At 32.7% G+C, this 16,491-nt stretch carries 19 protein-coding genes; all 19 read right to left on the reverse strand.

Annotated features, from left to right (window positions below):
- Positions 1-42: 42 nt before the first annotated feature.
- The 19 genes from IGM09_RS11145 to IGM09_RS11235 all read right to left on the reverse strand — a co-directional run bounded on the left by IGM09_RS11145 (position 43) and on the right by IGM09_RS11235 (position 16,486).
- Positions 43-2,088, reverse strand: coding sequence for a hypothetical protein (locus IGM09_RS11145; RefSeq protein ID WP_002365197.1), 2,046 nt, complete (start codon positions 2,086-2,088; stop codon positions 43-45).
- Positions 2,089-2,103: 15 nt separating this feature from the next.
- Positions 2,104-4,608, reverse strand: coding sequence for an ATP-binding protein (locus IGM09_RS11150; RefSeq protein ID WP_002365198.1), 2,505 nt, complete (start codon positions 4,606-4,608; stop codon positions 2,104-2,106).
- 21 nt (positions 4,609-4,629) lie between these two features.
- Complete coding sequence (locus IGM09_RS11155) at positions 4,630-5,019, reverse strand: conjugal transfer protein (protein ID WP_002365199.1); 390 nt, start codon at positions 5,017-5,019, stop codon at positions 4,630-4,632.
- Positions 5,020-5,027: 8 nt separating this feature from the next.
- Positions 5,028-5,252 carry a hypothetical protein gene (locus IGM09_RS11160; RefSeq protein WP_002365201.1) on the reverse strand — a complete coding sequence of 75 codons (225 nt, stop codon included), beginning with the start codon at positions 5,250-5,252 and terminating at the stop codon, positions 5,028-5,030.
- Positions 5,252-6,238 (reverse strand): conjugal transfer protein, encoded by a 987-nt coding sequence (locus tag IGM09_RS11165; protein ID WP_002365202.1) that lies wholly within the window; start codon positions 6,236-6,238, stop codon positions 5,252-5,254. Before IGM09_RS11165 ends, IGM09_RS11160 begins: the two co-directional genes overlap by 1 nt.
- Positions 6,219-6,686, reverse strand: a complete 468-nt coding sequence (locus IGM09_RS11170) for a hypothetical protein (RefSeq protein WP_002365204.1) — start codon at positions 6,684-6,686, stop codon at positions 6,219-6,221. Before IGM09_RS11170 ends, IGM09_RS11165 begins: the two co-directional genes overlap by 20 nt.
- Positions 6,683-7,234, reverse strand: coding sequence for a hypothetical protein (locus tag IGM09_RS11175; protein WP_002365205.1), 552 nt, complete (start codon positions 7,232-7,234; stop codon positions 6,683-6,685). Before IGM09_RS11175 ends, IGM09_RS11170 begins: the two co-directional genes overlap by 4 nt.
- A gap of 13 nt (positions 7,235-7,247) precedes the next feature.
- The gene (locus tag IGM09_RS11180) at positions 7,248-7,976 is read right to left on the reverse strand and encodes a class A sortase (protein WP_113826075.1); all 729 of its coding nucleotides are present in this window, start codon (positions 7,974-7,976) and stop codon (positions 7,248-7,250) included.
- Between the two features lie 3 nt (positions 7,977-7,979).
- On the reverse strand, positions 7,980-9,977 hold the full coding sequence (locus IGM09_RS11185) for an isopeptide-forming domain-containing fimbrial protein (RefSeq protein ID WP_162782961.1): 1,998 nt from the start codon (positions 9,975-9,977) through the stop codon (positions 7,980-7,982).
- Positions 9,978-10,072: 95 nt separating this feature from the next.
- Complete coding sequence (locus tag IGM09_RS11190; RefSeq protein ID WP_002365208.1) at positions 10,073-10,639, reverse strand: hypothetical protein; 567 nt, start codon at positions 10,637-10,639, stop codon at positions 10,073-10,075.
- Positions 10,639-11,253, reverse strand: a complete 615-nt coding sequence (locus IGM09_RS11195) for a Phi-29-like late activator (protein ID WP_087548514.1) — start codon at positions 11,251-11,253, stop codon at positions 10,639-10,641. The genes IGM09_RS11190 and IGM09_RS11195 overlap by 1 nt, the downstream gene beginning before the upstream one ends.
- A gap of 77 nt (positions 11,254-11,330) precedes the next feature.
- Positions 11,331-12,614 (reverse strand): replication initiation factor domain-containing protein, encoded by a 1,284-nt coding sequence (locus tag IGM09_RS11200; protein ID WP_002365210.1) that lies wholly within the window; start codon positions 12,612-12,614, stop codon positions 11,331-11,333.
- A 322-nt stretch (positions 12,615-12,936) separates the two neighbouring features.
- Positions 12,937-13,344 (reverse strand): hypothetical protein, encoded by a 408-nt coding sequence (locus tag IGM09_RS11205; RefSeq protein ID WP_002410060.1) that lies wholly within the window; start codon positions 13,342-13,344, stop codon positions 12,937-12,939.
- A 9-nt stretch (positions 13,345-13,353) separates the two neighbouring features.
- A complete protein-coding gene (locus IGM09_RS11210; protein WP_010827768.1) occupies positions 13,354-13,641 on the reverse strand; it encodes a hypothetical protein in 288 nt (95 codons plus the stop codon).
- A complete protein-coding gene (locus tag IGM09_RS11215; RefSeq protein ID WP_002371427.1) occupies positions 13,631-13,909 on the reverse strand; it encodes a hypothetical protein in 279 nt (92 codons plus the stop codon). Before IGM09_RS11215 ends, IGM09_RS11210 begins: the two co-directional genes overlap by 11 nt.
- Before the next feature lie 18 nt (positions 13,910-13,927).
- Positions 13,928-15,436 (reverse strand): cell division protein FtsK, encoded by a 1,509-nt coding sequence (locus IGM09_RS11220; protein WP_113826077.1) that lies wholly within the window; start codon positions 15,434-15,436, stop codon positions 13,928-13,930.
- On the reverse strand, positions 15,437-15,817 hold the full coding sequence (locus tag IGM09_RS11225; protein WP_002402315.1) for a HepT-like ribonuclease domain-containing protein: 381 nt from the start codon (positions 15,815-15,817) through the stop codon (positions 15,437-15,439). It lies immediately after the preceding gene.
- Entirely contained in the window at positions 15,807-16,133 is a 327-nt protein-coding gene (locus IGM09_RS11230; protein WP_002394268.1) for a nucleotidyltransferase family protein, read from the reverse strand. The genes IGM09_RS11225 and IGM09_RS11230 overlap by 11 nt, the downstream gene beginning before the upstream one ends.
- Before the next feature lie 59 nt (positions 16,134-16,192).
- Positions 16,193-16,486 (reverse strand): hypothetical protein, encoded by a 294-nt coding sequence (locus IGM09_RS11235; protein ID WP_002394269.1) that lies wholly within the window; start codon positions 16,484-16,486, stop codon positions 16,193-16,195.
- Positions 16,487-16,491: the final 5 nt, after the last annotated feature.

The following is a 16,491-nucleotide window of genomic DNA, read 5'->3' on the forward strand; positions in this document are numbered from 1 at the left end:
GGTCTCTCCTTTCAATAAAAAAGAAGACTGATAAACATTTCATCAGCCCTCTACAACCTCAACATTATATTCTTCCGTGTCCACACTTCCAAAAAATTGTTCCTCTGTTTGTTCTAAATTATTGAAGTTTTCTTCTGTTTGGTAAAATGAATAAACGTTATTTAATGAATCATTGTTGTTTGTGATTAATTCGCTATCCTCTCCACCATCAAAAAATGCACGTTCTTCACGAGCAAATGCCAGCTCATCGAAATTATCGACCCTAACATTCAAATTGTCTGCTATTTCTTGCTTATCAAGTTCTTGATTTAATACCTCTCTATCATTTTCACTTGATTCTACACTTGAATCTAAACTATCAAGTTCATTTTCAATAATTGGCTCTAACTCAATATTACTTTCATCAGCTAAAGAAGTATCAAAATCAGATACAGTTTCATCTAAGACCGGAACATCAATTTCTTCTAAAGAATTATCCGCTTCATCATCTGTTAAATCTTCAAAATTATCCACTTCATCAGTTAAAGCTTTATCTTCTATTTCTTCTAATTCCTCGTTATCAACATTAGTTGGCTCTTCTACTTCCACAATTTCTTCTTCGGTCAATAAATCATCTTTTAATGGTTGTTGTTCTTCTTGAGTATAACGATTCAACAATGAATTCAATCCTGTTTTAACACCAGCAAATTGCCCATTATCGTCAATAAAATGGTCTTGAGCTAAGTTCAATGCCTTGTCATGCTTTGGCATTAAATGACTAGCACCATCAGCAGCCAACGCTAAATTTCCAGTGGAAGCACCTATTCCTGCTTTTACTGCTCCAACACCAATTTCACCTGTACGCTCAACCGTTTCTTTTGTTTTTTCATTCATTTTTGATTCAAAAGAAGGTTGTTGAACTTGACCATCAGAAAAGAATGATAATATTTTATATCTGCTTTTCCAAATTTTCCGATACAAAATAATTTTTACCAATGCAGTAACAATTAATGTGCCTAAAAGAAAAACACCACCAGACATCACCATTAATAAACTACTACTTACTTTATCCATCAATCCTAAAAACGCTTGGTCAATTAACTTATTGATCCAAAATAACACAGACAAAAATATACCGAAAACTACAGGTAAAAATAAAATGCCAATTAATGATTTAAAAAATTTAAACATCATCATTTGACACCGAGGGAAGAAAGACACCAACGCAATAATCGGAAAAACAAGAATAAGTAAATCAACAATGATTTGAATTACATTTAGCATAATATTAATATACGTGACAGGCACTGCTAAGACTGCTAAATTGACTAAACCCACACCAACGCCAAAAGCTTTTTCCATTGTTTTTGCTCCGTCCTGTGAGAAGTATGGATTATCTTTCTCATTATTTTTTATATAGGTACTTCTTTCATCCTCAAACTTTGCTTTTTCTTTTTTAGACAATTTAGGCTTTTCTAGTAGTTTACCTTCATCTAATTTCTTACCATTCTCCATTTTTCCATCTAGCGAACCACTATTCACAAAATTAAATGTTTGTTTTACTGTGGCATCAAAAATTGGACTTTGATATACTTCTCCATCTTTAAATCCTTCTGTTCCTAAATTAGCACTTGAAGTAAATGTACTTTGTATTCCTTTAGCAATTGCGTTAGTTGATTGAATCAAGAACATTGAGCCACTTGTTGTGCCCGTTGACGTTGATACAGAGCCAAACCAAAAACCAAACAAAACAACAACTGCTAAATAATGAAGGAATACTTTTGAAAAGCTTCTACGACTGGAAAAGAAATGATAAAGCAGATAATATGCACTAATAAGAATCGCTAATGCTAGTAAAGAACCACCTCTAAATCCCTTGCCACCAATGCCACTTAGAACATTTTTTGACATATTCAATACTGTTTCTTGTTTTCCTTCAAAGAAACTAGATTGGTTTAAGACGTTCTCACAAAAAAGGAAAAAAGAAACAAACATTCGTAAGATAAAGAATGGTATATCTACAAAGAACCAATTCACTACTTGCCATCCTTTATCCAACAAACCACCATCAACCGTATACGCACTATAACTGTCAATTAGATACTGCATATTCTCACTTCCTTCCTATGCAACAAAGCGGTTCTCCATTTTAGAAGCTTCTGTATCATCAACGGTTTTGAACAGTTCCAACCATTCTTCAAAAATAACATGAACAACAATTCGATTAGTCTGACCAAACATATCTTTCATTAAACACTGACCTTGAACCATATTTGAGACCCATTTCATGTTAATTTCGTTCACTGGTAAATTGAGATATTTCAAAACACCTTCTCGATTTTGAACTTCATCAAAACAAATCACTGTACCAAAACCAGTACCATCTTCACTATCATCCAAATCATTTGTTGATTGTGTAATCAATACTAAGAAATTATTAAACGAACGACCAATACGTTTCATTGATTTTAAAATCGCTTTACCTTCTGGCGAAGATTGAAAAATCCAAGATTCATCAAAGAACGTCACTGTTTCTTCTTTTGGATTTCTTGAACCAAACTTCGAACAAAACGTTCCTAAAGCAAACATCAATGTAACAGAAAGACGTTTATTTTCATCTAAATTTTCATTTTTATCAGTTGGTAAGTCTAAGTCCTCAATTTCTAAAATTGTTACTTTCTTATCGAATGATAGACCCTCAACATCACCATGAGAAAAAGCTAATTCTAAAACTGAACCTTTAACAGTCGACAAAATAAATCTACCCATATCTTTCACGTCAGAAATTTCACTTTCCACTAATCGCTCAATTACATGCCAAAACCCAACCTTTTTGCCTTCTTTCCGTTCCAAAACAACTTTCGCAATCGCTTCATTAATTTCTGTTTTTTGCTTTAAATTCCATGTTCCTTCGTATATATTGGTTAACATTGCTTTAGTTGTTGCAATCGCTTCTGTTTCATCAAATAAAACAATCGGGTCAAGTACGCCATGGTTTTTCGTATCACGTACATCTAAAGTGACGAAATTAAAGGACTTCACAAAATCAACATCTAAAGGATATTTCTTTTGATATTCAAGGGCATTGATTGTATACATAAATTGCTTTCGCATTTCTTTTTTTGGATCAATGTATAACACTCTGTCTTTTAAAAGTGCCATTTGCATAAATAAGGTTTTAGCCGTCACTGATTTTCCATTCCCAGTATCACCTGTAAGCGCCCAATGTGGATTGTTTGTTTTCTTTCCATCAACCCCTTCTTTATTTGCTAATAGCATGTTCATAAAAATTAGATTTTTTGAACTAGAAATAATAGATTTTCTATCTTCTTTTTCTTCCAAAGTTGTATCCACTCGTCCAAGGTAAAAGCCTAACTTCGTACCTGCATGAAGTGAAGTAAAGAAATTCAACTCGGCAAACGATTCAATCGTTGACGTGTGTTGCCAACGAGAAGTCTGCATGCGGATAAAATTACCAAACAAAGTGGATTGAAATAAATAAGGATTATCAAACGTTGCTTTAATAAGTGGAATATCTAAACTATCAAAACGATTGATTAAATATTTTTTTCTTGCACGCATTTGTTTTTTCGTGCTACCACTAACAACAATCACTGCTTTCCAGTCAATAATATCCACACCATCATCAATTTTTTGGTCTAAATCGTCTAGTGATAATTGCCCTTCAACAATCTTTCGTTTTTGTTTAGAACCAGCTAAGTGTGCTTCCTGCATGATATTCTTAGTGCGGGTTCTTGCACGTGACGAACGCCCAGACAGTGCTAATTGCCCTTTACTTTCTGCAAAAGTCGCTTGAATCTTCACTTCGACTGGGAAAGGCATTTTTTGAACGACCTCTAAAAAATGATTACCATCAAGAAAAACACCTACATCTCCCATTGGAAGATAGGATATATAGCTTTCGCCATAATCACAATTCAAATGCAATCCCCCGCCAAATAATGGTTTAATTTTTGTTGCCATTAAATTATCTAAATTTTGACTAGAAAGAACATCTTGTCGCTCATGAGGAATATTTTTCAAGAATTGGTACGCTTGGTAATAATACAATTCATCTTCTGTTAATCGTTCAATTAACAATTCAGATAGATTTTGGTAAACCTCTAATTCTTGCTCTCGATAATCTTTTTCCCAATCTTCTGCTAGTTCTACATCAAAACCTAAGCCTTTGACAAACTTTTCCGATACGTTACTAATTGAGTTAGTAACGGTTTCTTTTAAATCAACAGCCAAGTCTTTTTTGATTAAAGGTACACCAATTACCCATGTATATTCGTAAACCATGCCCATTTCTTGTTCTAAAACCATTGCCGTTTTCATCAATTTATCTACGCCTACTTCATAATTATTAGAATCAATTAAAGAACGCATAGCACCCATTTTTCCTCGAATGTCGGCATTAACTGGCAAAAGGTTAATTTCAAATCCATCATTTGCTTTTAAACGATTTAACGCACGAGTAACTTTTCTTTTCGTTTTTAATTTCTTTTCAACATCAGTCAACATGACGGTTTCAGAGCGAACACGATAGTAAGCTATCGCTGTTTTTTCTTGTGTTAAAACAATATTTCCTTTCATATGATTCGTTAATGGATATTCTAGTTGCATATTCACACTCCTTTTTATTTTTTATCGTTTAAACGAAAACTCTTCTATTTCTTTTACTCGTTCGAAAGCTACAATTGGTCTACTATCTAACACATAATTTTTCACATAGACACAACCATCTTTTAAAAAACCAAAGCCTGTTTTTCCTTCGAATTCATTTTCGGAATACCAACGAGCAACTTTATTCGGCACCAACACCATGATTAACAAATTTAAGTTAATTCCTAAAATTTGTGGTAATGGTACTTCTTTCCAAAACAAACCAGTTAACACAATCCCTAAAAATAGAATTAGGAGATAGGATAGGCTAACAGGTTGTGCAAATACCCAGACCACTTGACCCTTAGGCGACTTAATAACTTGCATTGAATAAGGGGCTTTTAAGCCCCTCGAATAATCGTAATATTTCATATACTCACCTACATCTTAATTCCAACTAAACTTAGGAACCATTTAACAACTGCAAAAATATTTTTTCCTTGATTCGTCGCAAAATCCTGTAAGATTAAGGCAATGACAATTACTGAACCAATTTTTGCCCATTCAGCACCTTTCCAGTGTTTTAGAATCAAAATAATTACACCAGCCGCCATAATTGTAATAAAACTTGTACTTAAAAAATTACTCAAATTTCCTGTATTCATTAGTCATTTCCTTCTTTCTCTGTAAAGTAATGTCTCATCGTATTAACAAAATAAGAATTCTCCGTTTTAGATAACCAAAGCGAAAAATCCTCTGTATGCGTTAATTTTGTTGTTTTATCTGAAAAAGTAACCGATACTTGAACCCCTGTTACGTCTTTCTGCTTTGTATCAAAAAATTTCATATCACCAGAATCTATTGAAACAAATGAGTCTTGACCTGCTGTCGTTGTTGGATTTTTCATTAACAGCATTAATTCTTGTTTGTTCCCAACTGAATATTTTGTAAAAAACATCTTTAAAAATTTCTCTATAGATTGTTTTTCTTTCCCATCAACATCTATTGAATTTTCTGTCTGTTTTAGAGGTACTGTTTTTCCTTGTGGTAAACTACTTGCTACAAAATAAGGACGTCCTACAATTGAAAACAAATTGTCTTTTACTCGAATTGGTAAAACCATATTCTGTGTCACATTTTCGGTCTTTTTATCTTTCTCCCATTCATAACTCACATTTAGATAAACCAAATAACAATCTTCCATTTTCTCTATACGTGATAAAGACGTATTTTTAAACGTACGTAAGACATTCCCTTGTAGATTTTCTGTTTCATCAACATCTTTTACATCTAGTGATAAATATTTAGATAATCGATCAATACGAGCCTTTTTCGCTTCATCACTTGCTTTCGAATTATAGTTCAAATACTCTTTCGCAAAATTTTCGGTATAAAAAGAGAGGGCTGAATAATCAAGCTCCTCTCTATCAACTTTATTCTTTTTTGATTGTTCGCTTAACGTATCCACTTTTGAATACAAATTGTCTACATTACTTGCCATCACATTGGCCCGAATCGCACCAACTCCTGACATCACCAGTAAAACACTAGCGCCAATTAACACAACCTGATTCGCTTTCTTTTGAGAAAAAGTTTTAACCTTTGGTATTTTTTCTTTCTTCTCTTTCTTTTTAATTTTCTTTAAATTCATATTCCCCTCCTACTCTTAATAAGCCCAAACAACTTTCAAACGTTTTTAAAAAAGTAGATTTAATCGCCTTTTCAACATAAACTCTCTCTCTAACATGCCCCTTATGTGTTTGAAAGCCTTCTTTATACAAATAAAAATAATACGAATTGTACATTTTATCCCCGTTAGGCTTTCTCAAATATTGACCTTCTGCCATCAAACTAGTTATACCGCCATGAAAAACGTATTGCGCAACAAATTCCTTCTTAAAAGGTACTTCATCAATAATAATCCCCATTTTAAGTAAAGAATTTTTATATTCTTCCATATAAACAATATCTGCTTCATCAATTGGCATTTCATCAACTATGAATCCATGCAAGCGAAGCATTTCAGGAACTGGTACATTTGAATACCTTTGGTAAAATTTACTATGCTCTCTAAAAATTGGCATAATATGTTGATTCATAAAATACAACTCCTTTCCATTTTTCTGTAATATTTATGGTATCTTCCCATAAATTCTCCCCTTAACTCTTCCAAGCCTTGGGTAACTGCTTGTTTAGAACGACTTATCATTAGTTCTTCATAACCCATAGGAAAATCATCATGTGCGATAAAATAATTAATAGCTATCTTCTTTTCTCGTCCTAAAATATAAGATAAATCATCGGATCGATACTTTTCTAATGGCATTTGCTGTTTGACCATTTGTACGTGTAGACCACAAAATTTTTCTTCACTAATCACATCATATTCCACTCGAAATAACTTTAAACGGTCAAGAAAATTTCTTTGAACAATCCTACCCAGTTCTTTTTCATCAGGCGGATACCCCTTCATTCGTCTATATGTTTCATAAAATAATACAGCGATTTTCTTTTCACATTCCAAGAGTTTTTCTTGTTTAGCTGTTATTTTTTCAGGATTATTGGATTTGAAAATTAATGACTTAAAATCAAACATGTACTGATTGACAAATTTTTCTTTTGACAATTCCCTTATTTTTTCAACCAACTTTTTCCCTCCTCTAAACTAATTCCGCAATCACAATAATTCTTCCTGTTGTTTTTGTGGCTTGGTCACAAGTTATTAAAGTTAATGTTGGCTTTCTTGTTAGATTCAACATAGTTGTATCAGTCATATCAATATGCTTTTGCTCTTTTACCTTATATATGAACGAATGTCCTTCACGATCATTAAGTTTGACCAAATCTCCTACAGAAACTTTATTTAACGAGGTAAAAAGTAATCCTTCATACCCAGCATTGTGAGAAGCTAAAGCATAATTTCCTTTTCCCATCGTTTGTTTTGATAAAACAGTACACGCTCCATAAAGCATATTGTCAAAACTATCACCCATTAAAATAGGTAATTTTAATTGAATAGAATCAATTTCAATAGACCCCAAAACAGAATCCGACACTTCATTAAAATTTACTTGGGCACTTTGAATCGTTTTAACAGACGGACGTTCGCCTTCGGTTAAAGAAATCACTGTTGGATTAGGTATTTCTTCTTGTACTTCCGTACCAGTAATAACATCTACTTGATTACTTTGAACAGTTTCACTAGATTTTGTCTCTACATGTTTTTTTGGCTTTTCTGCTTCCTCTAAACCACTTGATACCATTGTATTTATAGCTTCTTTCACTTCTTCTTTTTGTTGGTTTTGAAAAAGAAGGAATGAAAAAAGAGCAATGAGAATAACTCCAATTGCTCCAACAAAATATTTGTTTTTTTCAATCCATTTTTTCATTAATTAGCCCTCTTTGCTATCTTTTTGTCGTTTCACTGCTACGACCACACCAATTAATGAAATTGCAATCACTGTAGCTACACCTGCACTTGTTCCAAAATCCATATTAGTATTTGGCAATACTTTTGGTTTTTCTTGTGGAGTTGTAACATTCACTTTGTTAGAATCTGTCGGTTCATCATTAATCACCAATTGTGCCAAGTTTGGAATCATAATATTCCCTTTATCATCGACATATTGAGAAAAATCTGCGTCTTTCAATTTCCCTTTAATGTACACAAACAATTGTTTTTCTTTTAATTTGTTTGGTTCATTGGCAGCCCAAGAAACTTTTTGTGTTTTTTCATCAACACTAATTTTTCCTTGATCCGTAATATCTGTCCCATCTGAAAGAGTGACTTTCACTTCTTTATTCGCTTCTAAAACATCTTCTAAATCATCTTGAATGACTAAAGAAGTCATATCTTTGGTGTTTGGTACTTGCACATCTAATTTGAATGTCACTTCATCGCCCACTTTGGCACTGGTCAAATCCACTTCTTTATCGCCTTCAAGGATTTTCTTCGCGATAGACGGGTCTTTTGGTGTGACAGTGGTTGTTGTTTCATCAGTTGGGACTTCTTTGTTGTTTTGGATAATTTTTGCTTTATTTGGAATTTGTAGTTTGCCATCAATAAGGTACTTATCTAAGCTGGTACCTTCACGAATTTTTGTTTGGAAATTGAATTTGTATTCGTGATTATAGAAATCCGCTGTTTTTAATACGTCAGCCTTTGCAACCATACGTACTAAATTGCCTTCATGCTTCGCTTCAAATTTATTGGTAACGTCCTTTCCTGCTTCGTCCGTGACTTTCACATCAGACACACGTTCCAATTCAGGAATCAGTTCGTCTTGCATTTCATAGTTGCTATAATAAAATTCTTTCATTTCATCAGGAACTTTATGTGTGATCGTATAGCTATATACTTCGCCTAATCCTTCTAACGTATTTTTATCAACATTTGTTTCATCACTATCTGTCACTGTTTTAGTAGGAATCATCGGCGCTGTCCGAACTGGTTTTTTAGCACTATAACCAAAATAACTATACTGGTTATTATTTTTTGGCGGTAAAGGATACCCTAAATTCTTTTCACGTGTCGCGAAATCTTCACTGTACGTGAAATCAAATCGAGAACGATTAGAATACAAGAACGTAAAATCACCACGGTTGTCACCATCATCTAATGGAATATCGTCAGAATCATAAAAAGTTTTTCCACCGTCTTTTTCTTCTTTATATTTAACAATTGTATCTTTCGTTGGTACGTACAATTTATCGATTGCTTTGTACGAATCTTTGTCAATCGTCATTCCTTGTAAATTATCAATATCAATCCATGAATAGTAGCCTGAAACTGGCTTTTCTTTGTCTGTGCCATGTTCTAGGTACGTCCATGTTTGTTTCACCCATGAGAAACCACCTTGGTAGGTTGCAATTGCGGATACATTGTTAAAAGCAACAATATTATTTGACACCATATTTTGTGCATTTTTATATTGTTCCCAATCTTGAATGGTAATTTTTAAATCAATTGGTGTCCCATCATCAGCTGTACCTACGTTGTTGTAACGAATCCACGATTGCCCTTTCTTCGTTTTCGTTACATCAAGACCGATTTTTCCGTCCCATTTTTGTGGAGGCATATTAACGTAAACATCATTCGTCCACCCATCACCACCTGTTTCAACCGTAGTGACACCTTTAATAAATTTTGCAATAAAACTATACTTTGAACCAGCTTCATCATCTGGCGTTACCACAGAAGCATTCGGCGCATTAATGATTGAATTAGAGCTTGCACTTGCACGTTGGAAAAAATCGGCTCTCACTGTTTGAGGAACTTGTCCGCCTTCTTGCCCTTGAACCATCATTGGCATTGCCTTGCCTGCTAAAATGATTGTTGTTGCTAATCCTTGAATAATCGTTGTTTTCTTCAAAATATTTCCTCTTTTCATTATTAATTTTTTGTAGTTCTATTTCATTTCTCCTAGATTTTGCATAAAAAAATAGGAGAGCCACGAATCTTCTTCATTGGTTCACCTTTCCACAGTTATTCACTTAAAAAGTTATTTGTATAAACTATATAGCGTAATACAGGAGCTTCTTGATTCTTTTTATTCTGGAATTCTTCTTTAAAATTTACATTTTCATATACATACTCCTCAACAACTATACAACTTTTCTTTGCTATACTAGCATTAAAAATCAACTCATTTTCTAAAGAAATTTCTGAAAGAACAAAACCTTCTTTCATTGAATCTGCATGCTTCAAACTATCTCCCTTTAAATAGAGTTTCTTTTCATAAAAAAGTAATCTATCCCTTACTCTATCAACAACTACAGGATACAATTCTTCTAACTCTCGAACATCTCTTATTTTCCATACCCTCGGTGCAAATTCTCTATAATTATCACGAGATAAAAAGCCCATATATGGTAAAAGTATCAAACCTACAAAACAGAAACCACTTACCCAACCTATGTTAAAATACAAACCTAAAAAGAATAAAAGTAGTGCTAACAGTGTATAGGAAAAATATCTTACCATATCCCGAAAATAAGAGCAGTGTGAATCATAATTATTTTCTAAACATGCCAATTGCCAAATCTTTTTCACTACAAAATATCCTCCTTTAATTTCCCTTCCACAACTTCAAACTCAAACCATTTTGCAAAGTCTTGCTTAAATCCATCTACACTGTACAATTCTTGTAATCCAGCTTCTTCTCCATCAGTTGGATCTAAATAAGTTGGTTTATCTTTAGGTCTAGCATAAACGCCAATCCATCTTTCAAAATCTCCTTCAAATGGACTATCAACAATATACCCTTTCTTTTCTAGCAACACTCGAGCTTGTTTTTTTAATTCTTCACTATTTTTAGGCTCAAAATATTTATACTTCTCTTTAAAATTGGCAAATTCTGAAAGCTCTTTATCATACAATTTTTTTATACTGAAAAATTCTTCCCAAATTGCTTTCTCTTTAACCGCCATTTCTGCTTCATGAACCACATAAGTATATTCATATCTTGAAATTTCTTTTAAAAGCTCTTCATTTGATTCTGAAAGCTTTTCAAAAGTAATCTTTAAATAAGGAATAGTCAATTCCCCTTGTTCATCTAATTGAACAATTTTTTCTTTTGTTTTTTGTAAATCATTTTTACCTTTTTTCATTTTTTCAGTAATAGAAATTGCTACTTTAGTATTGCGTTCAATAAATTCTCTACTCATAAATCATACATTCCTTTCAACTAAACTAATATCTATTTAAAATAACGAATCAATTACATCTATATCCCACTTAATCTTTAAAATGGATATACTTCCTCCAAATCAAATTCTTGTTCCATATAAGATCGAACACTGCTATTTTGATTAGTGGTAAACAATAAATCTTTCGCATCAACACAGACCATTTCAATTATTTCTTCATGTTTCTCTTTTAATTCTGCTAAATCGATACGTTCCATCAGCTCATTTGTTCCTAACAAATGATCAATTTCTTTAATCATCTTTAATGAAGGGGCTAAATAATTTGATAACCACCGAAGTGTTTTCTCAATAGACGGTTTTTCACCTTGAACAGACAATTTTAAACCTTCCAATTTATCAACAACATCATACCAAGCTTTGCAATAGACTTTCATATCATCTTCAATGTCATAGACAGTCAAAGATTGATTAATAATTTCCTTGACTAGCCAATCCAACGTTTCACCACTAGAAAGAAAATATTCTACAAACAAAAACGCCTTTTCATCAGAAAGGCGAATTTCGTACCGATTTTTAATTTCATGTTTTTCTCTTGCTTCCTCAACACTTATACTTTCTTTTCGTGCTAACTCATAATCTTTTTGGTAAAAGTTAAAATACAATGGCGATTGACGACTACCAAAATAAAGAGACAAACCTTTATTTACCATTTTTTTATTTTCATAAGCAAAGCCCCCGCTAAAATCAAAATTCTTAAAAGTGGTATCCACAAGCCCCTGTTCCATTTTTTCTTTCAAAACATATAAATCAAAATTTTCTTGTTCTTTCACAATCAATTCATCAAGAGCAATATCAATTCGAGTTATTTTTGTATCAACTAAAACACCTTGCCCGAAAATATCATCATCATAGAGTGAGCGAAAAAATTCTGTCCACGATCGCTTGTTGTCTTCTTCAAAAATTTCTTCTAATTGACGACAACCTTCGCCAGACAAGTCCAACATAATTCCCATATTCACGTTTTCTGGATTCCGAAAAATCCGAATAGAGCTATACGAAAATGTTTCAGTATAATGATAAAACCCTCTAGGCTCATGAGTAAACCAGTTCATATCCATATGCAACAACTTCTCAATAACTGTCCGAACATCTAATGTTTTAAATCGTATTCTTAAAAAGTCAATTTTTGCTTCTACCGAAGCGTGCCCACCATCTAAGTTCAACACATCAATAATCTTTTGTTCTAACTCTTTAGAAATAACACGTTTTCCAGATTCTATTTTTGAAATTAACGAACGCTCAATTCCTAATTTACTTGCCAATTCTTGCTGTTTTAATTTTAGCTCTTTTCTATATCGCTTTAAATCAACACCTCTCACTGCTTTAAACCTACTTCCAAAAAAATGTGACAACTTTAGTCAAAAAATGTGACAAAAACAAAATCGCTCAATCCCTTGTGGGACATAGCGTTTAAGTAACTTTTTTATATGGTATGTTAAATTCTACCCCCATGTTATAAAACGGGGGGTAGAAACTTTCGAGGTGGGACAAGCCCACCTCACGACTAGAAGTATTTGGGATATACGTTGCTACTTTTGTTAACGATAGAATAGGGGCGGGCGCCTTAAGGCGCCGCCCCTATTCTATCTACAAAGCACGCAACAATCCCTAGCAACTTCTAGTCTACTCTCCTACCATTCCTTACTTCATTTCTAAAACTTTCAAGCGTTTTTTTATCTCTGCATTATCTGATAGTACGTCCTTTACTAAATCGATTAGCTCTTTCACTGTTGCTTGATTTTCTCGAAACTCTGCTTTTGTTATTGAAATAGTTTCCTTCTTCTTTTTCTCTTCTTCCGACATAAAAACATCCGAAATAGCTATATCTAAAGGAATATTTTTACTTCTTAGATCAATTAATTTAAAAAAGGATTCAACATCATTAGAACTGAAAACTTTAAACGAATAGGTATAACCTTTAGAATTTTTCGCATATTTCCTTTCAAATTTTTTATCTGTTAATCTCTCTATTTTATTCGCCCAGTTTTTTAATGTTTTTAGTGCAATTTTATTTTCAAGTTGTAAAATCACTTCCTCAAACGAAAACATACTTAACACCTACTTACCAAACATTTCTTTCCAAGCAGAATCCATATGCTCCTTAAATATTGTTTCTAAATACTTATCAACTTCTTGTGATGTTGAGAATTTCTTTTCCTCAACTGGTCTATCTTCATCATAAAAAGCTTCTGCATCTAAAATAGAAGTCACTAAAGACTTATAATCAAGCAATCTATTATTATCTGAAACTCCTTCTTTTTCTGCTCTTCGGTCAATTTCTTTAATTATTTTTTGTTCCTTCTCTTTTACATAACTTAGCATTTGTCCTTGCGATTTAAATTTCACTTTCTTTTTCCTCCTTTTTATTCAAAGCAAAGATTACTTCTTCAACAATTTTAGTTCCCTTATTTTCTATAAATTTTTCAAACTCAACAGGATCAGTTAATTTTTTTATTCGCTTTCCATTAGAAAATCGAACTAATTTTGCATAGCTTTCTGATTGTTCATAGAGAATGTCACGAATACGTGTATCTAAATCAGGCTTTTTATATCGTTTCTTGACTTCAACATATACTCGTTCTCTAACGTGTTTGATTATTTCATTAGAATCCAATAAAAAGCTCCTTTCTTATTATCCAAATTTTTTACTTAACTTAGCTAACTTTGCTTGCCCTGCTTCTAACTCTTCATCAATTTCAGCAAGGGCTTCTTTATCCACATGTTTTGATATTTTTTGAGATACTTCTTCTTGAACTTCTTTTGAAATTTCTTCATATCCTAGTTCTTTAGAAATCTTGATAAATTCCTGAATGAAGTCAAAATCTTGTGGTACTTGCGGGCTATAAAATTCTCTTGCTACTGAACCTCCTTGTGCAACATAACCACGACCATAGACTTTTTGACCGTCAACTTTTTCAACATATTTAAAGTTTTTATTTTTATTTTCATCACCAAAAATCATCAAAATACCTGTTTCTGAAAGACGGCCAACTGACATTCGAAACATAAAATTATCACGTAAAGCCGTTTTGATAAATTCACCATCTGGACGTTGCATTGCAACGATAAAGAAAATCCCTGCTTGACGAGCTTTTAAAATAAGTTGGGTTAAATATTCATCTACATCGCCATCAATCGCATAGTCATTCGCTAATTCTGCTTTAAATGCTGCAAATTCATCAATCACAATAAACTTAGGCTTTAAACCATAGTACGCATAATTTTTACCCATTTTGTAATCAGGGCTATTATTCATCATTTCAAAACGTGCATTCATTAATTCAACTGCATTTTTCAAGCAATTAACAATATCTATTTTTCCTGTATGCACTTTTCCTGCAAACATTGGTAACTTACCTAGTGCCATCAAGTCAGAATTTTTTGGATCACAAATTTCCATTTCACCCACACGGCAAAGTGCATAAATTAGAGATAAAATGGTAAAAGTTTTACCTCCGCCAGTTCCACCACCTAATAATAAATGTGGGTCTTTATCAAAGTACCAATAAAACCCTTTCATTAATTGAACCTTTCCTTTATCAGCTTGCATATCCTTTATCCAAATACGCTTATTGTAAACATCAGAAGCTAGTTCATAGGTAATAAAGCCTTTTTCATCAATTTTATTTAAATTGTCCGCATGAAACGCTGTTTCCAAAAAACCACCAATGGTTTCAAATTTTTCCTGAAATTTATTACCTGCTGTTTCAAATGAAACGAAAATACTATTTTTTGCAGACTTATAATAAATTTTTGGGAACTTTATTTTTTCTTTTGTTTTACCATCACTACCTTTAACTTGCTTCTTCGTATAATAGCCATTGTCGATAATCATACGAGCTAACACTTGACGTTGTTCTACTTTAGAAAAATAGCCCGAATTGATAATTGAAGCCTTAACAAGCAATGTAATTAGCACGATTGAGCCTATCGAGACACCTATAATGATTAACGCTGGTACAATATATATTTTCCAATCAGTTGGATTTGAAAGATATAAAGGATACATCCATTTATAGCCCACAAAATAGCCTAAACAAGCAAAAATTGGCATAAAAAATAACACTCTATAGAGTGCCAACAAATTTCTTGAAGAATAACGAATTCTTCTACCTCTATATCTAAATAATTTTTTTACCATTTACCTACCTTCTTTTTTTAACCGTGCTAATTCTTGTCTACAAAATTCTTTATACACTGGAATATATTCTGTAGCCATTCGAAAAATCTGACGTTCATTCATTGTGCTATACGAATGTGCAAACATATTCCTCATATTCCTAAGTCTTTTCCAATCAACTTTACCACTATTTTTCTCTTTAAATTCTTCTGAAAAGCCACTGTTCCCAACAGTATATTCACCAATTTGCATTAAACACATACTGATTGCATTAAAAAACACTCTATCATGATAGAAGGTTTCATAATCCCTTCCAAAACGATTGAGTGTCTGTTCTATATCTTCAATGTAGATCAGCGTTCCTCTTAACAAACGTAAATCCTTTGCTGTACTATCTCTCAAATACCTTTACACCTTCCTTTAAAATGGTAGCTAACAATTCTCTTCTTTCAGGTTTATCTTGTGTATCAACAAGAGTTTCTAGCTCCACTAAATCAATATCATGCGCTACAGCTTCTTTTAATTCTTCAAAGAAATCTCCATATAAATTCCAATAGGCTTCTTCTGATTGTCCTGTAATATCTACAGCAAAATCAATATCACTGGTTTCTTTCGCTTCATTACGTGCATAAGAACCAAAGACATAAACGACTGGTACATTGTGTTTTTCTGCTACAGGTTTCACACGCTCTTTAATTTCATTCATTGTCATCACCATTTTTCTCACCTCTTCTAACGTCTATTCTAAAGCCATTATAAAGCATTCAAATTTCACAATCAATTCACTTTACTTGTGTATTCCTCAAAGAAAACACCCTTATCAAAATCTTCATGCAGTTTATTATTATATGCTTTAACTAATTGTTCTAAAAAATTATCTAACAAGTTTAAAATAGCTTCATCACATTCAAAAAATAAATCATCTAACAATAAAAACTGGATAAGATACTCACTAGTTTCGTTATAAAGTTTTAAATACAATGTACTATAATAACTAAAACTTTGCCACATACGATAGACTCTAATTTTTCTCTCTAAAAACCTCCTATATTTTTCTTGTTTTACACCCATTCTTT

The sequence above is a fragment of the Enterococcus sp. DIV0167 genome, assembly GCF_050541555.1.
GTDB classification, from domain to species: Bacteria; Bacillota; Bacilli; order Lactobacillales; family Enterococcaceae; genus Enterococcus; species Enterococcus faecalis.